At 72.4% G+C, this 20,431-nt stretch carries 24 protein-coding genes; 11 read left to right on the forward strand and 13 right to left on the reverse strand.

Annotation, left to right across the window (positions count from 1 at the left end; all coding sequences use genetic code 11):
• Positions 1-33: 33 nt before the first annotated feature.
• Positions 34-1,008 (forward strand): helix-turn-helix transcriptional regulator, encoded by a 975-nt coding sequence (locus tag SOM35_RS13825; protein ID WP_320515855.1) that lies wholly within the window; start codon positions 34-36, stop codon positions 1,006-1,008.
• Here SOM35_RS13825 and SOM35_RS13830 read toward each other — a convergent pair.
• The 5 genes from SOM35_RS13830 to SOM35_RS13850 form a co-directional block, all read right to left on the reverse strand.
• Entirely contained in the window at positions 1,001-1,600 is a 600-nt protein-coding gene (locus SOM35_RS13830) for a TetR/AcrR family transcriptional regulator (RefSeq protein ID WP_320515856.1), read from the reverse strand. The two genes, SOM35_RS13825 and SOM35_RS13830, sit on opposite strands and share 8 nt — an antisense overlap.
• A gap of 1 nt (position 1,601) precedes the next feature.
• Entirely contained in the window at positions 1,602-1,766 is a 165-nt protein-coding gene (locus SOM35_RS13835; protein ID WP_320515857.1) for a hypothetical protein, read from the reverse strand.
• The gene (locus SOM35_RS13840) at positions 1,763-1,927 is read right to left on the reverse strand and encodes a hypothetical protein (RefSeq protein ID WP_181439196.1); all 165 of its coding nucleotides are present in this window, start codon (positions 1,925-1,927) and stop codon (positions 1,763-1,765) included. Before SOM35_RS13840 ends, SOM35_RS13835 begins: the two co-directional genes overlap by 4 nt.
• A gap of 87 nt (positions 1,928-2,014) precedes the next feature.
• The gene (locus SOM35_RS13845; RefSeq protein WP_253464542.1) at positions 2,015-2,212 is read right to left on the reverse strand and encodes a hypothetical protein; all 198 of its coding nucleotides are present in this window, start codon (positions 2,210-2,212) and stop codon (positions 2,015-2,017) included.
• A 244-nt stretch (positions 2,213-2,456) separates the two neighbouring features.
• Positions 2,457-2,954 (reverse strand): DUF1990 family protein, encoded by a 498-nt coding sequence (locus SOM35_RS13850; protein ID WP_320515858.1) that lies wholly within the window; start codon positions 2,952-2,954, stop codon positions 2,457-2,459.
• Between the two features lie 117 nt (positions 2,955-3,071).
• On the opposite strand from SOM35_RS13850, the gene SOM35_RS13855 reads away from it, so the two are divergent.
• Positions 3,072-3,713, forward strand: coding sequence for an SDR family oxidoreductase (locus SOM35_RS13855; RefSeq protein WP_253464558.1), 642 nt, complete (start codon positions 3,072-3,074; stop codon positions 3,711-3,713).
• A gap of 163 nt (positions 3,714-3,876) precedes the next feature.
• Here SOM35_RS13855 and SOM35_RS13860 read toward each other — a convergent pair whose 3' ends face one another.
• On the reverse strand, positions 3,877-4,209 hold the full coding sequence (locus tag SOM35_RS13860; protein ID WP_320515859.1) for a hypothetical protein: 333 nt from the start codon (positions 4,207-4,209) through the stop codon (positions 3,877-3,879).
• 82 nt (positions 4,210-4,291) lie between these two features.
• On the opposite strand from SOM35_RS13860, the gene SOM35_RS13865 reads away from it, so the two are divergent.
• On the forward strand, positions 4,292-4,606 hold the full coding sequence (locus SOM35_RS13865) for a DUF7882 family protein (RefSeq protein WP_320515860.1): 315 nt from the start codon (positions 4,292-4,294) through the stop codon (positions 4,604-4,606).
• Positions 4,603-4,902, forward strand: a complete 300-nt coding sequence (locus tag SOM35_RS13870; protein WP_111074458.1) for a hypothetical protein — start codon at positions 4,603-4,605, stop codon at positions 4,900-4,902. The genes SOM35_RS13865 and SOM35_RS13870 overlap by 4 nt, the downstream gene beginning before the upstream one ends.
• Before the next feature lie 22 nt (positions 4,903-4,924).
• Here the strand turns inward: SOM35_RS13870 and SOM35_RS13875 are convergent, their stop codons facing one another.
• Together SOM35_RS13875 and SOM35_RS13880 are read right to left on the reverse strand one after the other, a co-directional pair.
• On the reverse strand, positions 4,925-5,617 hold the full coding sequence (locus tag SOM35_RS13875) for an alpha/beta hydrolase (protein ID WP_320515861.1): 693 nt from the start codon (positions 5,615-5,617) through the stop codon (positions 4,925-4,927).
• A 100-nt stretch (positions 5,618-5,717) separates the two neighbouring features.
• Positions 5,718-6,296 carry a TetR/AcrR family transcriptional regulator gene (locus SOM35_RS13880; protein WP_320515862.1) on the reverse strand — a complete coding sequence of 193 codons (579 nt, stop codon included), beginning with the start codon at positions 6,294-6,296 and terminating at the stop codon, positions 5,718-5,720.
• Positions 6,297-6,456: 160 nt separating this feature from the next.
• Between SOM35_RS13880 and SOM35_RS13885 the strand changes: the two genes are divergently transcribed.
• Positions 6,457-7,935: an MFS transporter gene (locus tag SOM35_RS13885; RefSeq protein ID WP_320515863.1), complete on the forward strand. Its 1,479-nt coding sequence runs from the start codon at positions 6,457-6,459 to the stop codon at positions 7,933-7,935.
• A gap of 621 nt (positions 7,936-8,556) precedes the next feature.
• Here SOM35_RS13885 and SOM35_RS13890 read toward each other — a convergent pair.
• Positions 8,557-8,913, reverse strand: a complete 357-nt coding sequence (locus tag SOM35_RS13890; RefSeq protein WP_146248100.1) for a hypothetical protein — start codon at positions 8,911-8,913, stop codon at positions 8,557-8,559.
• 167 nt (positions 8,914-9,080) lie between these two features.
• A complete protein-coding gene (locus SOM35_RS13895) occupies positions 9,081-9,839 on the reverse strand; it encodes a type 1 periplasmic-binding domain-containing protein (RefSeq protein ID WP_320515864.1) in 759 nt (252 codons plus the stop codon).
• A 128-nt stretch (positions 9,840-9,967) separates the two neighbouring features.
• Between SOM35_RS13895 and SOM35_RS13900 the strand changes: the two genes are divergently transcribed.
• Complete coding sequence (locus SOM35_RS13900) at positions 9,968-11,251, forward strand: HupE/UreJ family protein (RefSeq protein ID WP_320515865.1); 1,284 nt, start codon at positions 9,968-9,970, stop codon at positions 11,249-11,251.
• 145 nt (positions 11,252-11,396) lie between these two features.
• Positions 11,397-13,529: a fibronectin type III domain-containing protein gene (locus tag SOM35_RS13905; RefSeq protein WP_320515866.1), complete on the forward strand. Its 2,133-nt coding sequence runs from the start codon at positions 11,397-11,399 to the stop codon at positions 13,527-13,529.
• Between the two features lie 97 nt (positions 13,530-13,626).
• On the opposite strand, the gene SOM35_RS13910 is transcribed toward SOM35_RS13905, so the two are convergent.
• Both SOM35_RS13910 and SOM35_RS13915 read right to left on the reverse strand, forming a co-directional pair.
• Entirely contained in the window at positions 13,627-14,502 is an 876-nt protein-coding gene (locus SOM35_RS13910) for a glycoside hydrolase family 16 protein (protein WP_320515867.1), read from the reverse strand.
• A gap of 246 nt (positions 14,503-14,748) precedes the next feature.
• Complete coding sequence (locus SOM35_RS13915) at positions 14,749-16,290, reverse strand: MFS transporter (RefSeq protein ID WP_320515868.1); 1,542 nt, start codon at positions 16,288-16,290, stop codon at positions 14,749-14,751.
• Between the two features lie 285 nt (positions 16,291-16,575).
• Here SOM35_RS13915 and SOM35_RS13920 point away from each other — a divergent pair, with 285 nt between their 5' ends.
• Positions 16,576-17,304 (forward strand): hypothetical protein, encoded by a 729-nt coding sequence (locus SOM35_RS13920; protein ID WP_320515869.1) that lies wholly within the window; start codon positions 16,576-16,578, stop codon positions 17,302-17,304.
• An 87-nt stretch (positions 17,305-17,391) separates the two neighbouring features.
• Here the strand turns inward: SOM35_RS13920 and SOM35_RS13925 are convergent, their stop codons facing one another.
• Positions 17,392-17,904: a GNAT family N-acetyltransferase gene (locus SOM35_RS13925; RefSeq protein WP_341850141.1), complete on the reverse strand. Its 513-nt coding sequence runs from the start codon at positions 17,902-17,904 to the stop codon at positions 17,392-17,394.
• Positions 17,905-18,002: 98 nt separating this feature from the next.
• Here SOM35_RS13925 and SOM35_RS13930 point away from each other — a divergent pair, with 98 nt between their 5' ends.
• From SOM35_RS13930 to SOM35_RS13940, 3 genes are read left to right on the forward strand one after another with little or no spacing between them, the layout of a single operon-like run.
• Positions 18,003-18,791, forward strand: a complete 789-nt coding sequence (locus SOM35_RS13930) for a LamB/YcsF family protein (protein WP_320515871.1) — start codon at positions 18,003-18,005, stop codon at positions 18,789-18,791.
• Positions 18,788-19,435 carry a 5-oxoprolinase subunit B family protein gene (locus tag SOM35_RS13935; RefSeq protein WP_320515872.1) on the forward strand — a complete coding sequence of 216 codons (648 nt, stop codon included), beginning with the start codon at positions 18,788-18,790 and terminating at the stop codon, positions 19,433-19,435. The genes SOM35_RS13930 and SOM35_RS13935 overlap by 4 nt, the downstream gene beginning before the upstream one ends.
• A complete protein-coding gene (locus SOM35_RS13940; protein ID WP_320515873.1) occupies positions 19,432-20,340 on the forward strand; it encodes a 5-oxoprolinase subunit C family protein in 909 nt (302 codons plus the stop codon). The genes SOM35_RS13935 and SOM35_RS13940 overlap by 4 nt, the downstream gene beginning before the upstream one ends.
• Positions 20,341-20,431 lie beyond the last annotated feature (91 nt).

Here is a 20,431-nt window from a genome sequence, read left to right on the forward strand (position 1 = left end):
ACGGGGGACGGCCGTCGTGGGATGCTTCGCCTGATGCCGATCGACGACGCGATGCCGGTGCGTCTCGACGTGACGGGGACGGACCTCGGAGAGGCCGCGACCTTCATCGCGGACCTGTACGGCGCCGACCTGCACGTCGGGCCGGCGTCGACGCCGTTCTCGTTCCGGTACGCGGCCCTCGGCGACAGCACGATGTCGCTCCACACGTCGCAGTTCGGCGGACACGTCGACGGGGACCTGCCGCCCTCCGACGCCGTCATCGTGCAGTGGCTGCAGTCCGGTTCCTCGCGGCTCGACACCGGGGGCACGGTGCTCGAGATGGAGCCCGGCGTCCCCGTGCCCCTGCTCCCCGACCGCACGTTCTCGTTCGCGATGGACGACTACGAGCAGCGCCTCGTGCACCTGTCCCGCGAGGTCGTCGAACGCGTCGCGGCCGAGCAGGGTGCCGACCTGTCCGCCGGGCTGCGCTTCGACCACCTGACCGCACCCTCCGAGCAGTCCGTGCGGACCTGGCACAACACGGTGTCCCTCATCTCGCACACCCTCCGCGACGGGACGCCCGGGCGGCTGCTGCACGCCGAGATGGCCCGGCTGGCGGCGGCGTCCCTGCTGGAGATGTACCCGCAGCAACGTCCGGTGCGCCGGCGCCCCGAGGGCACCGCGCTGTCGGTGCACGTCCGCGCGGCCGTCGAGTACATCCAGGACCACGCCCGGATGCCGATCACGACGAGTTCCCTGGCGCGACACCTCGACGTCAGTCTGCGCGCGCTGCAGGAGGTCTTCCAGCGGGACCTGCAGACCACGCCGAACGCCTACATCCGGCAGGTGCGCCTGGACCGGGTGCGCCAGGAGTTGCTCGTCTCCGACCCGACCGCCGTCTCGGTGCGCGAGGTCGCCGCGGCCTGGGGGTTCGCTCACCTCGGACGCTTCGCGCAGCAGTACGCGGCGGAGTTCGGCGAGAGCCCGAGGGACACGCTCGAACGGTCAGACGAGCTTCGGCCTAGATGAAGTCGGTGTGCGCGCTGGGCGCGTAGGCCGTCATGAGCGTGGCCGCCGCGAGCCGGGCGGATCGCGCCGGGCGGGTGGTGCGGTGGATCGCCGACTCGACCTTGGCGCCCTCGACCAGCAGGGAGAGCGCATCGGCCACGTGCACGGGCAGGCCGGCGCGACCGGCGAGGGCGTGCAGGTGCGCTTCGATGCCGCGCAGGTGTTCGTGGGCCAGGGCGGCGACGCGGGACTCGGAGCGGCCGAGTTCGCCGTACCCGTTGATGAACGCGCAGCCGGTCCAGGTCGGGTCGCGGAAGCAGGCCTCGAGGTGCGCGAACACGGTGAGGATCTCGTCCCGGGCATCTGCGGCTCCGAGGGCGGCCTCGGCGAGCCCGTCGTTCCACTGCGCGTGCCGGTGTTCCAGCACGGCGACGACGACGTCGATCTGGTCCGGGAAGTACGCCCGGACCGTGTCCGGGTCCGTCCCGGCGAGCGTCGCGACGGTGGCGTGTTCGAGACCGGCGGCACCCTCGGCGGTGAAGACCCGGTCGGCGGCGTCGACGACGCGAGCACGGTCCCAGCGGTGCGGTTCGTGCTCGACGTCGACGCCCACGTCAGATGGTCGTCGTCGTCGTGGTGCGGAGCGCGGTGCTCCGGGCGGTGCGCTCGGCACAGAGCGCCTCGAGGCGTCCGAGACGGGCCCAGACGACCCGGTGGTCGGCACTCAGCCCGGACGAGTCGGCCGTCACGCGGACCGGTCCCTGCTCGAGGGCGATCACGCGGCAGCCTGGAAGAAGTCGGCGTACGTCGGGTCGGTGCTGACACCGATGCCGAGCCGGCTGATCACGATCCGGTCGATCTCGAGGGGCGAGGACATGCCTCGACGGTGCCACTCCAGCGGGTCGGAGCGGAGTTCCTGCATCAGGGTGGAGTCACGCACGGAAGGCCTCCTGTTCGCGCATCAGCGCGGTCATGTCGATGGGTTCGGTCAGCGCGACGACGTCGTACGGCGCTGGTGCTGCGGGGATCACGAGGCGACCACCAGGGCGATCACGGCGAGCGTGAACGTGGTGACGGCGGCGAGGCCGACGACGAGCGCGCTCGCGGTCAGGATGCGACCGTGGGTGGCTTCGCGGATCTCGGTGAAGGTCTCGGTGCGCGTCGGCCGACGAACGGCCGGGCCTCCGGCGAGGGGTGTCGGGATGGCGGTGATGGTGGCGGGCATGAGCTTCGCCTCCTCTGCAGGGACCTCGTTCGGTCCCACGTCGACCGGGGCGACCGCTGCGGCCAGGCCACCGCGGATCGCGGGGGATGTCGGGGCACGCGGGATGGTGTTCGTCCTGGTGTCTCCGACGCTACGACACCCGCTCGAGCGGACACGAACGCGTCCGCGGATCCGCGAATCGCGACGGAACCGGGCCGCGCATCCCGACCGGGGGCCACGCCCCGACCCGCGCAGCGCAGCGCGTTCAGCGGAGCGCGCGCCGGTACCGCCAGCGGACGACGACCTGCGCGGCACGGAGCACCGGGAACACCAGTGCCCAGGCGCGGGTGGTCGACGGCCGGGTCAGGGACCGCAGCGTCAACCAGACGGTGTCGCCGTCGCGGCTGACGATGAACGACTCCTCGCCGTCGACGGGGTGGCCTGGCAGGGTCCGGTAGGCGAACCCGACCCGGTCGTCGGTGCGCACCACCGCGACGACCTCGACCGGCTCCCGCACGACGACCGGGCCGATCCGGAAGCGCACCTCGAGCCGCCGGCCCGGCTGCACCTCGGCGTCGTCCGGCACCGAGAAGCCGCTGCGGGTCTTCACGCCCCAGCGGAGCACCGACCGGGAGGCCCGCTCCCACGCCGCCTCGCCGGTCCCGACCACAGACCGCCGCTCGTACCGCCGGTGCGTCGGGGCGCTCGGCCCCCAGACGACGGACGCGGGATCCGTCCGCGCCGTCCCCTCGTCGCTGCCCATGCCGGCCATCCTGCCCGAGTACCGTGCCCGAGGGCGCGGGACGACCCTCCCGGCCGGTCGCCGACCACCCCGTCGCCGACCACCCCGTCATCAGGGCCCGCGCGTACCGTCCACGTCATGAGCAACGTCATCATCCTCGGCGGCCACGGCCGCGTCGCCCTCCTCACCGCGCAGCTCCTGACGGGCCGCGGCGACACCGTCTCGTCGGTCATCCGGAAGGCCGAGCAGCAGGACGACGTCCGCGCCACCGGTGCGGAGCCCGTCGTCGCCGACATCGAGCAGCTCGACATCGCCGGCCTCACCGACCTGGTCCGAGGCCACGACGCGATCGTGTGGGCAGCCGGCGCCGGCGGGGGTTCCGCCGAGCGCACCTGGGCCGTCGACCGGGACGCCGCGATCCGCTCGATGCACGCCGCCCTCGAGGCCGAGGTCCAGCGCTTCGTCCTCGTCTCCTGGTCGGACGCGGGCCTCGGCCACGGCGTCCCCGAGGACGACGACTTCTTCGCCTACGCCGAGGCGAAGACCGTCGCCGACGCGGTCCTCCGCGACTCGGCGCTCGACTGGACGATCGTCGCCCCGAGCACCCTGACCGACGACGACGCGACCGGCTCCGTCGAGACCGCCGACCCGTCCTCGAGCATCGCCCGCGCGGACGTCGCCGCGCTGGTCGCCGCGTCCCTGCACGACGACGCGTCGGTCGGCAAGACCTTCCGCGTCAACACCGGCGACGTCGCGATCGAGCAGTTCGTCCGCGACTGAGCCCAGCGTCTTGCGTTCCGCGAGACGCCGCCGACCTGCCGAAACGCCGCCGGATCCGGCGGCGTCTCGTGCGTCCGGCGGCGTCTCGTGCGTCCGGGCCCGCCTCAGGGCCAGGGGCACCGCAGCGTCGCGCAGGTCGCCACCGTCGCGACGGTCCCCTCGCTCAGAAGTCCTCGCCGATGTCCGGCACGTCGGTCATCTCCTCGTGCCACGCCGGCCGGGCGGGCTGGAGACGCAGCGTCTCCGCCTCGAGGTACTCGATGACCTGCTGGTCGAACGGCTCGTCGGCACTGTCCGGCACCGGCGTGGAGAAGATCTCACTCGCCGGCCCGATGAGCAGGTGGGCGTAGACCGTGCCGCCACCCTCGGTGATCACCGGGATCTGCACGACGTCGGACGTCCCCGCCACAGCCAGGGCACGGCAGTAGCGGAGGAGCGCCTTGCAGGTGCGGTCCCCGGTGAGGATGTGGCTGTTCACGTAGTGGATACGGCGCATGTCGGCCAGGCTCCCGGACGGCTCCTGAGGGACGTTTAAGATCGGCCGGAGCTGGACAGACGGCGCGGAAGGACACACCACCATGGGCAAACTCGTCTACGACTCCACGTTCACCGCCGAGTTCGACGACCGCCTGCTGACGCACCTGCAGATCGTCATCGGGATGAAGCTCCGGCGTGGTGAGTCCTTCATGTTCTCGTGGAAGGACGACGTCGAGCTCGGGGACGGCCGAACCGCGATCTGGCTCGACCGCTCGATGCCCCTGGTCTTCCGCTACTCCGGCAGCCGCATCCCCGCCGTGAACCGTGCCTGGGTCGAAGCACTGGGCCTGACAGCCGGGTCGTCCGCGGGCCTCCGCATCGTGCCCGAACCGACCGACTCCGGAGACATCCTGTGAAGCGCACGGTCCTGACCTACGGCGGCACGCAGTACACGATCGCGAACGAGGACACCGAGACCGTCCAGGCGCGCATCGACGCGGGCCTCCGGGAGCACCCGTTCATGTGGCTGCAGGTGAACTACGGCGACGGTCGGGCGACCCCCGCCATGCTGCTCATCTCCCCCGCGACGCCGGTGGCGATAATCACCGAGCGCGACGTCGACGAGCAGGACGAGGACGGCTCCGTCGCCCGGTACCTGCTGCCGGAGCAGACCCGCCCGGCGTCGATCGAGATCGGCCCCACCGAGCACTAGCTGTACTGAGCCGAAGGGCGCGTCAGGCGACGAGGGGCGTCAGCACGTCGACCACCAGGTCGGGTCGGGTGATGAACGGGTGGTGTCCGGTCGGCAGGTCGACCGACCGGGAGGCCCGCCTCGCGTGGTCCCGCTGCAAGCCGACCGAGGTGCTCCGGTCCGCCGTGCACACCAGGTAGGTGGAGTCGACGCCCTGCCAGCCCGCGGCCGTCGTCGGAGTGCCGAGGGCCACAACGGACTGGGCCGTCACCCGCTCCCAGGCCGCACGCTGTACGGCGTCGTCAGCGTCCTGCAGGAAGCGCGCTCCGAACCGCGCGGCGTCGTAGCCATCGACGGCGACGAGGCCGTCCCCCGCGTCGGCCACCGCGACCGGGTCGGGCTCACCGGCCATGATCTGCGCCTGCGCCAGCCCGACGTCCGGCAGGTACGACGAGACGAGCACCAGGTGCCGGACCGCCGGGTGCGCCCCCGCTTCCGCGATCACCGTGCCGCCGTAGGAGTGCCCGACGAGGACCGCGTCGTCGACCTCGTCGAGGACCGCGCGGAGTGCTGCGGCATCGGCCGCGAGACCGCCCCGCTCCTCGGTCTCACCGCAGGACGGCAGGTCGACCGATCGGCTGCGGACACCGGTTCGTTCCTCGAGGAGGGCAGCGGTCGGCTGCCACCACCACTGCCCGTCGCGCACGAGTGCGCCGTGGACGAAGACGACTTCCATCGATGACTCCGTTCGTGGTCGACCACGTGGCCGCCCGTGCCGCCATCCAACGCCGATCCGGCTCCGAGCGGCGCAGCGCAGGTCGACCGACCGGCCGCGGTCAGCCCCGCCCGCCGCCGAGCAGCGCCCGCAGGGCGTCCTCGAGCGGCCGGGCCACCGCCTCGACGTCCGCGGAGGCCAGCGGCTCCACCTTCGTCGAGGTCCGCAGCATCGTCATGCCGAGCACCACGGACAGGGCGATCTCGGCACGGACGAGCATGTCGTCGTCGTCCGCGGACGAGCTGCCGGCACGGGCTGCACCGGCGAGCCGTTCGGCGTAGCCGCGGAGGGTCTCCCGCCGGATCCGGTCCACGGCCTCGTCCCCGGAGCCACGGAGCAGCAGGAGCAGCTGCATCGAGTCCTCGTCCGTCGGCGACCGGATGATGTGCCGGATGAGCCCGCCGAGCACCCGCTCGAGATCGGACCCCGACGGCGCGGCCTCCTGTTCGGGGGTCGCCCGGTCGAGACAGGCGCGGAACAGCCCCTCCTTCGACCCGAAGTACCGGTTGATGAGCGCGACGTTCACCCCGGCGTCCGCGGCGATGTCCCGCACCGTGGTGGCCCGGTAACCGTCGAAGGCGAACCGATGCCGAGCGGCCTGCACGAGGGCCAGGCGGGTGGCGGCGGCGTCCTTGCTCATGGCCCGAGCGTAGCGGGCGCGGCCGGACGCTCGACGGCGATGTAATCAGGTGTTGACATCGATCGGGGAACGCGTACCCTATGAAGTCAGCAGTTGTTGACATCGACAGCGTCGTCGGTCCCCCACCCCGCACACACCCGATCCGACCAGACGGAGCACGATGTCCACCGCCACCGCGAGCCCCCGCACGGGCTCCACCCCGACCGCCGACCACGGCCGTCGTCCGAACAGCACCGCGATCATCGTCTACCTGTCCCTCGGTGGCCTGTCGTTCGCGGTCCTGCAGTCCCTCGTCGCCCCCGCACTCGCCACGATCGGCCAGGACCTCGGAGCCTCGACCAGCGCCGCCAGCTGGGTCCTCACCGCCTACCTGCTCTCGGCGTCGGTGCTCACCCCGATCCTCGGCCGCCTGGGTGACATGGTCGGCAAGCGCAAGGTGCTCATCGTGGTCCTCACGATCCTCCTGGCCGGCGCGGTCCTCGCCGCCCTGGCCCCGAACCTCGGCGTCCTCATCGTGGCGCGCGCCCTGCAGGGTGCCGCGGGCGCGGTGATGCCGCTGTCCATCGGCATCGTCCGCGACGAACTGCCGAAGGAGAAAGTGAGCGTCACCATCGGGCTGCTCTCCGCCATCTTCGGCATCGGCGCCGGCGTCGGCATCGTGGCCGCCGGCCCGATCGTCGAGCACCTGTCCTGGCACTGGCTGTTCTGGCTGCCCGCCGTCCTCGTCGTGATCGCCCTGCTCGGCGCCGTGTTCGGCATGCCCGAGTCGCCGGTCCGGAAGCCCGGCCGCCTGGACGTCGCCGGCACCGCGGTCCTCGCCGTGTCGCTCGTCGCGATCCTGCTCGCCGTCAGCGAGGGTCAGACCTGGGGCTGGGGCGACGTGAAGACCGTCGGCCTGCTCGTCGTCGGCGCCGTCGCGCTCGTCGCGTTCGTGGTAGTCGAACTGCGCGTCGCCGAGCCCCTCATCGACGTGCGGCTCTTCGCCGTCCGCGGCGTTTGGACCGCCCACGTCGTCGCACTCGTCTTCGGCTTCGCGATGTTCGGCACGTTCGTCCTCGTCCCGACGATCCTGCAGCTGCCCAGCGCGCTCGGCTACGGCTTCGGCGAGGACGTCACCCAGGCCGGCCTGTTCCTGCTGCCGACCGTCGTGATGATGGTCATCGCGGGCCCGATCGCCGGCATCCTGGTCCGCAAGGTCGGCCCGAAGCCGCCGATGCTCATCGGCGGGGTCGCGATCGTCGCCGCGTTCCTGATCCCGGCGATCTCGCACGCGTCGATCGTGGAGATCGTGGTGTCCGGCATCCTCACCGGCGTCGGGATCGGCATGGCACTGGCCGCCTGCTCGAACGCCATCATCGAGAGCGTCCCGGCGAACCAGACCGGCGAGGCGATCAGCGCGAACACCGTCGTGCGGACCATCGGGTCGAGCGTCGGGACCGCCGTCATCGCCGCGCTCATCACCTCCCACAGCACTCCGCAGGGCCTGCCCACCGACGACGCGTTCACCATCGGCTTCTGGGCCTGCACGGCGGTGGCCGTCCTCGCGGTGGTCGCGGCCCTCGCGGCACCGTCGATGCGAGCACGCCGTGCCGCCGCCCTCGCCGCGGGCGTCGACGACTTCGACGCGGTCACGCGCTGAGCCGCTGAACGGGCCCGTCTCGCCGAGACGCCGCGAGCCGTGCGGGACGCCGCCGAACTCGGCGGCGTCCCGCGGGCTCGGCGGCGTCCCGAACTGACGCCGGCGTCATCCGCCGGCGCAGCCGCACCGGACGGGAGGCCCGGACCACGCGAGCAGACCGCTCACCGGATCCGGGCCTCCCGTCCGTCAGCGGAGTCACGCCCCTGGCCACGGCCCCGCGGCGCCGAGAGCCCGCGGGCCGCTCGGAACGCCGCCGGGATGCGCGGCGCCGTGTGGACGCGCCGACGCCGTCCGACCCGGGCACTGTCACGCGCTGACCCGCTGAACGGGCCCGTCTCGCCGAGACGCCGCGAACCGTGCGAGACGCCGCCGAAGTCGGCGGCGTCTCGCGGGCTCGGCGGCGTCCCGCGAACCCGGCAGCGCCCCGCGAACCCGGCAGCGCCCCGCGAACCCGGCAGCGTCCCGCGAACCCGGCAGCGCCCCGCGAACCCGGCAGCGCCCCGCGAACCCGGCAGCGCCCCGCGAACCCGGCAGCGCCCCGCGGACTCGGCAGCGCCCCGCGCGCTCGGCGGCGTCCCGGACTGACGCCGGCGTCATCCGCCGACGCAGCCGCACCGGAACTCAGGCGCGGTGGTGGTCCCGACCGAAGAGGGACGTGAGGGTCGCGACGATCGCCATCCGGAGCCGGACCCCCGCGGGCGGCGCCGGCGGCAGGGTCCGGATCGGCGCCGTGAACGCCAGGTCGTGCAGGTTGTTGCGCTTCGACCCGTCCCAGTTCGCGAACAGGTACGGCGTGCCGAGCGCCATCAGGCTGCGGACCGGTGCCGGACGCGTGCCGGAGGCGGCGACCGCGTAACCGGAGTGGCCGGCCGTGATCGCCTGGATGACGGTGTCCGCGTCGGTGACGCCGTTGGCAGTCACCACGGTGGTGATGCCCGTGCGGTCGCGGGCGACGAATTCGATGATGTGTTCAGTCACGAGGTACTCAGGGTCGCGAGTCTCCGTCTCGGCGTGGGTGAGACGCACGAGGCTTGGCCGGAACCGACATTGCTTCCGTCGTCGAGGATACGTCGCACCTGGCGGGACGGCGCACGGACGATCCCGATTGCGTACCCGCGTCGGGCACCACCGACCGCCGGCACGCCTCAGGCGACCCAGACGACGATGCCGTTGTACCCGTTCAACAGGGCGGCGACCCCGGCGCGGAGCGCCCGGCCGGCGCGCTCGTCGGTGAACGTCGACGGGTCGTGGTGGCTCGAGGTGCCGAGCCCCTCCCCACGGAAGCCCGCGCCGGTCCAGTCCGCCGCGGTGACGTTGGCGGTCGGCTCCGCGATCTCGGCGCCGAGCACCAGGAACTGCTGGTGGAGCGCCGAGGGCGAGATCGCGGCGATCGGGTCGACCAGCTCGTCGCCGACGCTGATCACCAGGTCGGCGCGCTCGCCGATCGCGGCGGCGACCGAGGGCAACCGGTCGTCGGCGCTGTCGGCCACGATCGGGACGACGGTGACGTCCTCGGCTCGTGCCCACGCGTCGACGGCGTCCACGAGGGTCTCGGTCTGCGCGTTCGGCTTCCCCGGCGAGAGCACCACGACGCGGTACCCGGACGGCGGCGCGACGTGGTCCCACGAGTGCGGCGCCGGGGTGACGGTGGCCTCGGGAGCGGGCGGGGAGTCCGGGTCGACGAACCCCGAGCCGAGCGCGCCCTCCCCCCGCACCGGGGTCGGGGCGTCCGTCGGGACGGCTCCGGTCGCGGATCCGGTCTGGAGGCCCGTGGCCTGCTCCGTGCCGCCGGTCCGGCCGGTCAGCTCCGCACCGCTCGAGCACCCCGCGACGAGGACCGAGCCGGCCGCCACCAGGGCAGCGGCGGCGAGGACGGTGGTGGTGCGGCGGGTCAGACGGATCACGAGACGCCATGCAAGCACAGCCCACGGCCGCGACGGTCCGGTGCGGCCCGCTGTCCAGAGCCCGTCCAGACGCTGGTCACCTGCTGTTCGCCTGCGCGTCGATCTCGGCCGCGATGGTCAGCCCGGTGATGCACCGAACCACCCGTCCCGCTCGCAGCGGGCTCCCCCTCCCTGCCCCCTCCGCACTGCCCCGGGTCCTCGCGCGCCTGGTCGCCCTGCTGGTGCTCGTCGGCACCGTCGTCGTGAGCCTGCTGACGGGGGTGTCCGCGGCGAGCGCCCACGGCTTCAGCTCCGTCGTCTACGCGGACGTCAGTGGGAAGGAGACGGGGGTGGTGCAGGCGCGGCTGGGGCTGGAGTACGACCTGATGCTCGTGTCGGTGGCGACGAGCGAACACGACGACCGGCTCTACCGGCAGGGCCAGGCGGCATGGGACGACGGCGACCACCCGGGCATGGTCCGGGCTGCGGAAGCGCACCACGACTCCATCAGCAAGTACCTGTTCGACCGGTTCTCGGTGACCTCGGGCGGGAAGGAGTGCACCGGCACCCTGCAGGACTCCCTGCGGGTCGACGTGCAGGACGAGGTCCCCTACGCCGAGGTCGTCGCGGACTTCGCGTGCCCGGCGCCGGGTCGGACCGACCCCGGTCACGTGGTGGAGTCGCGGCTCTTCCCGGACAGCGAGACGTTCGTCAAGGACACGAAGACGATCGTCACCTACGACGTCGACGCGAAGCAGGGCACCGCGACGCTCGACGCGTCCCAGCCGACGTTCTCGACGGAGCAGTCGGCGGGGCAGCGGTTCTGGGAGTTCTTCACCCTGGGGGCGGAGCACCTCCTGACGGGGATCGACCACATCCTGTTCCTCATCGCGTTGATCGCCGGCTCCCGACGGCTGCGCGAGGTCGTGTACACGGCGTCGGCGTTCACGATCGCGCACTCGATCACGTTCATCCTGGCGGCGCTCGGGGTGGTCAGTCCGCCGTCGATCGTCGTCGAGCCGCTGATCGCCCTGTCCATCGCCGCAGTGGCCGGTTGGTACATCTGGCGGCTGGCGACCCGGCGGTCGCGGGCGGACGAGCTGGTGCTGACCGACCACGGGCGGTTCGCGCTGGACCGGTCGGGGTGGTCACGTCTGGCGGTGGTGTTCGCGTTCGGGCTCATCCACGGGCTCGGGTTCGCCGGGGCCCTCGGCATCCACGAGGCGTTCTCGTGGCAGCTGCTCGTGTCGCTGCTCATCTTCAACGTCGGCATCGAGGCCGTGCAGCTGGCGATCATCGTGATCGTGTTCCCGCCGCTGTCCCTGCTCCGCCGGAAGGCCCACCGGGCGTCGCTGTGGGTGACCGGCGTCGTCACGGCCGGCGTGTTCGTGATGGGGATGATCTGGTTCGTCCAGCGTCTGGTCGAGGGCTGACGGGCGGGTTCCTGTCCACTGAGCGGCGGTTCTCCTAGCGCCTGATGGCTCCAAACCGTATGGACACACAGCGTTTACTCACGATCTACCAGGGCAATGCAGAGTCTGTCTGCTGCACCACCCCTCTCACTGAGAACGGAACCACATGAGTCTCCTGTCCGGCGCCCCCTCCCGGCGCAGAACCACCACCCTCCGCCTCGGCGGGGCCGTCATCGGCGCTGCCCTCATCGCCGGGGCCTGCCTGGTCGGCACCGGCTCCGCGAACGCGGCGACCGCCACCCCGACGACGAACATCTCGGCCGGTGGCCCGATCCACATCCTGCTCGGCGTCGGCGCGACCGAGAGCCAGCGCATCGCCTCGTGGTACTTCCCCGCCAACGTCGACCAGTCGGTCGAGATCCAGAAGACCGACTCGATGACCGGGGGCGTCTTCACCGACGCGAAGAAGACCATCGCCGCGACGAAGAGCGCCAACACCGCTGCCGACTCCAGCACCGTCGACAGCAGCACCAAGGCGATCCCGGGCATCACGAACGAGGCCGGCTACGTCAACGCGCACGCCGTCATCGACGGCCTCGAGCCGAACACCACGTACACGTACCACGTGGGTGCCGCGGACGGTTCGGCCTGGTCGACGTCGTACACCTTCACCACGAAGAGCTTCAGCGGCGACTTCGACTTCCTGTTCTTCGGTGACCCGCAGATTGGGTCGTCGGGCTTCGTCGACGACGACGGTGCCGGCTGGGCCGACACCCTGCGGTACGCCACCACGAAGGAGAAGGACGCCGAGCTCCTGGTCTCCGGTGGCGACCAGGTCGAGAACGCCAACAACGAGTACCAGTGGGGTGCGTTCGCCGACAGCAGCGACGTCCTGAAGCGCTACCCGTGGGCCTCCACCATCGGCAACCACGACGTCGGCGGCAAGTCGTACGAGCAGCACAACCAGCTGCCGAACTCGCTCAAGGTGCCGGACTTCTACCCGGGTGGCAACACCACCACGAACTCGGGTGGCGACTACTGGTACATGTACAAGGGCGTCCTGTTCATCGACATCAACTCGAACGCCTACTCGGGTGGTTCGGACGCAGCGCACGTCAACTACGTGCGCGACGTGATCACCCGCCACGGCGACGACGCGAAGTGGACCGCGCTGGTCTACCACCACTCGATCTACTCGCCGGCCGACCACGCGAACGACAAGGACAACCAGCAGCGCCGGTTCGACTTCACCCGCGCGTTCTCGGACATGGGTGTCGACCTCGTCCTGCAGGGTCACGACCACTCGTACTCGCGCAGCTACGCGATCAAGAACGGCAAGAAGGCCAACCCGGCCGAGCAGCCGGGCGCCGACGAGGTCTTCGCCGGTCCCGGTGGCGTCATCTACCTGACCGCCAACACCGCGTCGGGCTCGAAGTACTACGACCTGACCACGCCAGACGCGACGCAGGGCGGCTACGGACCCGACCCGCTCGACCCGACCGGGCAGCGCCACTTCGCCAACTCGGTGGAGAACCAGGAGCACGTCCGCACCTACGTCAAGGTCGGCGTCTCGAACGACAACCTCGCCGTCACCACCGTCCGCGCCGGTGACTGCACCACGCTGAACTCGGCCGTCCAGCACGGCAAGGTCGACAGCTGCGGTGTCACGCTCCAGCCGACGGCCTCGGCCGACCCGGCGCCGATCGGCTCGACGGTCGACCAGTTCCGACTCGACGCGGCCCTTCCGGCGACCACCACCACGCTCACGGCCTCGGCCGCGACGCAGGCGTACGGCACGAGCAAGCCGGTCACCGTCACCGCCACGATCGGCGGCGGCCTCGGCGACAAGAGCGGCACGGTCACCTTCACCGAGGCGGGCAAGAAGCTCGCCACCGTCCCGGTGACGGGGAACACGGCGACCGTCACGCTGCCGAACACCACCACCGTCGGCAAGCACAGCGTCACCGCGTCCTTCACCAGCACCTCGGCATATTCCGGCACGGACGCGACGACCACCCGCGCGCTCGTCGTCACGGTCGTGAAGGCCACCTCGAAGTCGTCCATGACCTACTCCAAGGGCAAGGCCGTCGTCCGGGTCACCGCACCCGGCAACACCGTGACCGGCAAGGCGAAGATCTACGACGGCAAGAAGGTCGTCGCGAACGTCAAGGTCCTGCGCAACACCGTCAGCACGAAGTTCACGCTGAAGAAGGGGACCCACAAGCTGAAGGTCGTCTTCAACGGCAACTCGACCGTCGCCGGCAGCACCAGCCCGACCATCTCGGTCCGGGTGCGCTGACCCACCAGCGGAACGAGTGCGGGCCCCGCGGCTTCGGCTGCGGGGCCCGCACCTGTTCCCGGGTCCAGACGCCGGCGGTTGCGGCGCCGGTGTCGGCTCAGGCGTTCTGCCAGACCCGCAGCCAGTCCACGGTCATCTGCTGGGGGAACTGCGTCGACGAGTCCGGGGAGCCCGGCCATCCGCCGCCGACCGCCACGTTCAGGACCACGAAGAACGGCTTGTCGAACACCCAGCGGTCGCCGCCCAGGTCGGCCGGCGTGACGGTCCGGTAGGTCGCACCGTCGACCGTCCAGCTGATCGACCCCGGCCGCCAGTCCACCCCGTACACGTGGAAGTCGTCGGCGAAGACACCGCTCGGCAGGGTCGCGGTCCCGCTGATGCCCTCCGCGCCCGAGTACCCGGGGCCGTGGACGGTGCCGTGCACGGCGGCGGGCTCACGGCCGATGTTCTCCATCACGTCGATCTCGCCGCACGCCGGCCACCCGACCTGCGGCAGGTCGGCACCGAGCATCCAGAAGGCCGGCCAGATCCCCTGCCCGCGCGGGATCCGGATGCGAGCCTCGATCCGGCCGTACTGGGCGGAGTAGGTGCCCTGCGAGGTGAGCCGCGCCGACGTGTACGACCCGTCGGCTTCGCGCCGCGCGGTGATGACGAGGTTCCCGTCGCCGTCGAGGGCCGAGTTCCGCCGCGAGTCCGTGTAGACCTCGAGCTCGCCGTTGCCCCAACCGCCACCGCCCAGCTCGTACCGCCAGATGTCGGGGTTCGGGGCGCTGCCGGCCGGGCCGTCGAACTCGTCGGCCGCCAGGAGCGTGGGGCCGGTCGCCGCGTGCGCCGCCTCGGGACGGAGGCCCGCCACGCCCGCTGCTCCGAGGGCAGCCGCGGCGCCGAGTCCGAGCGTCAGCAGGCGACGACGATCGATCCCGACGGCCCCGTCGTCCGGGTGGTCGGTCTGCTGCTGGTCGTCGTGCTGCACGGTTCCTCCATCGGGTGCGGTCACTCCGCACGGAGGGTCCAGGCTCACCCGCGCGCGGCTCGGCCGCCAGCCCCCGTCCGGGCGGACCGCGTCGAGCGGCCAGGACGGGTGGTCGGAGCGAGCGGTCGGGACCGGGTGGTCGGAGCGAGCGGTCGGGACCGCACCGGAGACGGACGGGAGGCCCGTGGCGGGTCCGCCACGGGCCTCCCGTCCGTCAGCCGCTCACCACCGCGACTGGCGGTCCGGTCAGGCGTGCCCTGCCGACGCCTCGACGGTCTCCTCGAGCACCTCGGCCGGCGCGTGCGTGGTCCGGGTGCGGACGAAGACGGCGGCGAGGACGGCGACGACGACCGCGACCACCCCGGCCACGACGAACGCGGTGTGCAGTCCGCCGAGGAAGGCGTCCCGGGCGGCAGCCGACGCCGCTGCGCCGAGCCCCTCCGGAACGATCCCCTGCACCAGACCCTGCCGCGCGGCCGTGGCGAGCCCGAGGCCCGCCGTGCCGGAGAGCACCCCGGCGCTGACGACCGCGGAGAGCACCGACGTGCCGAGCGCGCCGCCGAGCTGCAGGGCCGTGGCCTGGAAGCCGCCGGCGACACCCGCCAGCTGGACCGGGGCGCCACCGACGACCGCTTCCGCCCCGGCGGTCATCGTGAAGCCCGCGCCCAGGGCGAAGACGACGAACGGGATCGCCATGCCGATGTAGGGCGAGTCCTGGGTGGTGCCGGTGAGCAGGAACAGAGCGACGCCGACCATGAGCAGACCGATGGTCAGGGTGCGGCGGATGCCGAGCTTGGCGACCAGGGCAGCCCCGATCGGCGACGCGATGGTCGAGACACCGCTCAGCGGCAGCTGCATGAGCCCCGCCTGCAGCCCCGTGACCCCGCGGAGGTTGAGCATGTAGAGGGAGAGGAAGAACGTCACGCCGAGCATCGCGAAGAAGTTCGCCCCGACGGCCAGACCACCGATCGACAGCGACGACGACCGGAAGAGCGACATCGGCAGCAGCGGGTCGGTGACGCGCAGTTCGACGAGGACGAACACCACGAGCAGCACGACGCCGGCGAGCAGGACGCCGAGGGTCAGCGGGCTCGTCCAGCCCCACGACTCGGACTGCACGACGGCGAGCACGATGCCGAACAGGCCGAGGGCGAGCAGCACCACGCCGGGGACGTCGAAGCGTCCGCGGTGCGGGGCGGTGGACTCAGCCAGGACCAGGCCGCCGAAGACCAGGCCGATGACGGCGATCGGCGCGTTCACGAAGAACACGGACTCCCAGCCGAGCGACGCGACGAGGACGCCGGCGACGATCGGTCCGGCGGCGATCGCGACCGAGGACGCACCACCCCAGACCCCGACGGCGACACCGAACTTCTCCTTCGGGAAGGTCGCACGGAGCAGCGCCAGGGTCTGCGGCATGAGCAGTGCGGCGCTGAGGCCCTGCACGGCGCGGAACACGATCACGCCGGTCGCGGTGCCGACCAGGCCGATGGCGACCGAGGACAGCGCGAACGCCACGACCCCGATCAGGTACATCCGACGTCGGCCGAAGCGGTCCCCGAGCTTGCCGCCGAGGATCAGGAAGACGGCCAGGGCCAGCAGGTACGCGTTGGTGATCCACTGCAGCTGCGTGAAGGTGGTGCCGAGGTCGGCGGCGATCGCGGGGTTCGCGATCGAGACCACGGTGGCGTCGAGGCCGACCATGAACAGGCCGAAGCACACGGCGACGAGGGTGGCGATCGGGTTGCCGCGCAGGGTGCGGCGGGTTCCGGGCATGGCTGTGACCACGGGGAGCTCCTTCGGACGACACGGATCGCGCTCCGACGGACAGGGCCGTACGGCGAGGGGCGCGAGGGGTGCGAACCGAAGGACGCGGGGGTGGCACCGACGCGAGCGGTACACGAGCCGTCCGTCGACCTCACGCGACGGGCAGCCCCCTTGGTTCTGAAACCATAACGATACCAGATGCGCGGCCGGGATCGGGGCCGAGGTGCGCACACTGCCGTCCGACTCGGTCGCCGGGTAGCGTCGACGCGGACGACCGAGGGGGCCGTCAACACGAGGGGGAACACGATGCGCACCACCACCATGTCCGTCGCCGCGGCCGCGGTCGTCCTGGCACTGACCCTGGCGGGCTGCTCCGGCGGGGACGACTCCGTCAGCGACGCGGGGACGCGGACGTCGGCACCCGTCACGAGCGCCCCCGCCGCGAGCGCGACGCCCACCGCGTCCGCACCGTCGGGCACCAGCGCCGCCGCGGCGCACACCGACGCCGAGCTGACGAGCGTCTTCCAGCGCATCCAGTTCAAGCCCGCCGAGTTCAGCTCGACGGACGCGATGCTCGACTCCGTCTACCCGGGGCTGACGGTGTCCGACGCCAGGTGCCTCGCCCCGTTCGGTGTCGGCTGGGAGAAGTCCGACGACGCCGGCACCGTGGTGTTCGGTACGAGCAACGACCGGTCGATGACCGCCGTGGTCGCCAGCACCGGTGACACCGCTGCGGCGACGGACCTGGTCGGGGACGCCCGTGACGCGCTGAGCCGGTGCGCTGACGGCACGGCGCTGTTCTCGATGCAGGGCACGCCGGTCGAGACCACGGTCGAGACGACGAAGCCGACCCTCACCGGTACGGATGACGCGCTCGGCTGGCGGGTGCGCGGCACGGTCGGTGGGAACGCGTTCACGCTCGTCGGGCTCACCGCGCGGGTCGGCGGCGACGTCGTCGCGCTGGTCGGGTGGGACCCGGCGTCGAACACCACGAACGTGCCGCTCGCGACGCAGATGTTCGTCGACGCGCTCTAGTCGGTTCGACGCGCTGGCTCGCCGGACGGGAGGCGCGTGGCTGCCTGGCCACGGGCCTCCCGTCCCGCAGGCGGCCCGCTCCGGCGCTCAGGCCGGCGTCGCCCCGTCGAGCTGCTCGACCATCTCGATCTCGGACCGCGTCGGGTCGAGCGCGTAGGGCTCGGTGTGACCGGTGCGGACGAAGCCGCGGCGCTCGTAGAAGGCCAGCGCGCGGGCGTTGTCCTCGTGGACGTGCAGCCGCAGGGTCGTCCCGTGTCCGGCCGCCCAGCGTTCCACGGCGTCCAGGAGCGCGTCGGCCACGCCCGCACCCCGACCGCGGTGCCCCGGCGCGACGTACACGCCGACCAGCAGCGGGCCGGTCGCCGCGTCGGGCACGTACCCGTTCATCATCCCGACCCACTCGCCCGCGGCGTCGATCGCCACGAGCGAGGTGCTGCCCGGGGTCTGGCCACGACGACCGCGGGAGCGCCACTCGTCCTCGTCGTACCGCTCGGCGTCCGCGCGGTGCTCGCCGTAGGCGATGGGGGTGTCCTCGAGCATCGCCAGGCGGAGGGCACGGACCCGCCGCCAGTCGCCCTCGGTCGCGGTCCGGATCGTCAGCTCGTCCGTCTCCCGACCCTACGGCCGAACGGGACCCGGACGGTGACACGGTCGGCGACGCGCGCTAAGTTGTTGAACAATCCCGACAGGAGGTCCGCATGCCCACGATCGACCTGAACAGCGACCTCGGCGAGGGCTTCGGCGCCTGGACCGCGGGCGACGACCGCGCCGTGCTCGACCTCGTGTCCAGCGCGAACATCGCGTGCGGGGCCCACGCCGGCGACCCGACGATCATGCTCGACACCTGTCGGGCCGCGGCCGAGCGGGGTGTCGCGATCGGGGCGCACGTCGCCTACCGCGACCTCGCCGGCTTCGGCCGCCGACCCGTGCACGTGACCCCGGACGAGCTCTACGCCGACGTCGTCCACCAGATCGGTGCCCTGGCCGCCGCCGCACACGTCGCCGGTACCCGGGTCACCTACGTCAAGCCGCACGGCGCCCTCTACAACACGGCCTGCGCCGACCCGGTGCCGGCCGAAGCCGTCGTCCGTGCGGTGGCGGACGTCGACCCGTCGCTGGCGGTCCTGGCGCTGCCCGGGTCGGAGCTGCTCCTCGCGGCGGAGCAGCACGGACTCCGAGCGGTGAGCGAGTCCTTCGCGGACCGCGCGTACGAGCGCGACGGCTCCCTGGTGTCGCGCAGCCGCCCGGGCTCGGTGCTGCACGACCCGGACGAGGTCGCAGCCCGGGTGCTCCGGATGGTGACCGAGGGCGTCGCCACCTCGGTCGACGGCACCGACATCAGCGTCCGTGCCGACTCGGTGTGCGTGCACGGCGACTCCCCCGACGCGGTCGCGATGGCCCGGGCGATCCGCGCGCTGCTGACCGAGCAGGGCATCGGCATCACGGCGTTCGCACCGGCGGCGTCGGCGTCGTCGTCGTCGGCATGAGCCCCGACCTCCGCTCCGCCGGCGCCTCGGCGGTGCTGGCGACGTTCGACTCCCTGGCCGAGGTCGTGGCGTTCCGCGCCGGACTGGCGGAACCCGGACTGGCCGACACTGCTCCGGCGGGGGTGACCGAGGTCGTCTCCGGCGCTCGGACGCTGTTGTTCCGGTTCGACCCGGCCGTGACCGACGCCGGACGGGTCCGCTCGTTGCTGACCGAGGTCCGACCCTCCCGTCCGACCGACGACCGCCACGAGCGGGAACCCGTCGTCGTCCCGGTCACCTACGACGGCGCGGACCTCGACGCCGTCGGCGACCTGACCGGCATGTCCCGCGAGGACCTCGTCGCCTGGCACACCGGCCAGGTGTGGACGAGCGCGTTCTGCGGCTTCGCCCCCGGCTTCAGCTACCTGACCGGCACGGCGCCGTCGCTCGATCTGCCCCGCCGCGACACCGCACGCACCGCGGTCCCGAGCGGCGCCGTCGCCCTGGCCGGCGAGTTCAGCGCCGTGTACCCGCGGACCTCCCCCGGCGGCTGGCAGCTCATCGGCCGGACCGAGGTGCCGATGTGGTCGCTCGACCGCACGCCGCCGGCTCTCGCCCCGGCCGGTGTCCGCCTGCGCTTCGTCGATGCCGGGGCCCGCTCGTGAGCACCCTGACCGTCGTGCACGTCGGGTACGGCGTGACGACGCAGGACCTCGGCCGGCCCGGCCTCAGCGACATGGGGCTCGGTGCCGCGGGAGCTGCCGACCGGGGCTCGGCGGCACTGGCGAACCGGATGGTCGGCAACCGTCCGGACGCGGCCGTCCTGGAGGCCCTGCTCGGCTCCGTCACGCTCCGCACCGACGCGTACACGGTCGCCGCCGTCACCGGTGCACCGTGCCCGGTGACGATCGAACGGGCGGACGGCCGGGTGCACGGGGCCGCCGCCTACGAGGTGCTGCTGCTCGAGCCGGGCGACACCCTCCGCGTCGGGCTGGCCGAGGAGCGGCTGCGTGCCTACGTCGCCGTCCGCGGGGGCATCGGCGTCGACCCGGTGCTCGGCAGTCGGTCGTGGGACTCGCTCGCGCAGCTCGGACCCGCGCCGCTGACCGTCGGGGACGTGCTACCGATCGGCGCCGGGCCCGGCCGCGGCGCCGGCGCCGGGGTCGGGGCCTGGCCGGTCGTCGATGCCGTGCCACCACCGCTCCTGCCGTGGCCCGGGGACCCGGTGGTGCTCGACGTGGTGCCCGGCCCCCGTGACGACTGGTTCACCCCGGACTGGCGGACGACCCTGACAGGCCAGGAGTTCCACGTCAGCCCGGACAGCGACCGGGTCGGGGTCCGGACCACCGCGTCCACTCCGTTGGTCCGAGCGGTCACCCACGAGCTCCCCAGCGAGGGCGTCGAGACCGGGTCGCTGCAGGTCCCGCCGGCCGGGTTCCCGGTGCTGTTCCTGGCAGACCACCCGGTCACCGGCGGCTACCCGGTCGTGGCCGTCCTGACGCCGGAGTCGGTCGACCGGGCCGCCCAACTCCGCCCGGGTGACACGCTGCGCTTCCGCACCGCCCGCTGAACGCGCTCGACACGGAGCCGGAACAACGACCCGTCGCCCGTGGTTGGCGTCACCGGGCACCGTCAGCGGACGGGGTCCGACGACGAAAGGT

This window comes from Curtobacterium sp. CFBP9011, assembly GCF_034045095.1.
In the GTDB taxonomy this organism is placed as follows: domain Bacteria; phylum Actinomycetota; class Actinomycetes; order Actinomycetales; family Microbacteriaceae; genus Curtobacterium.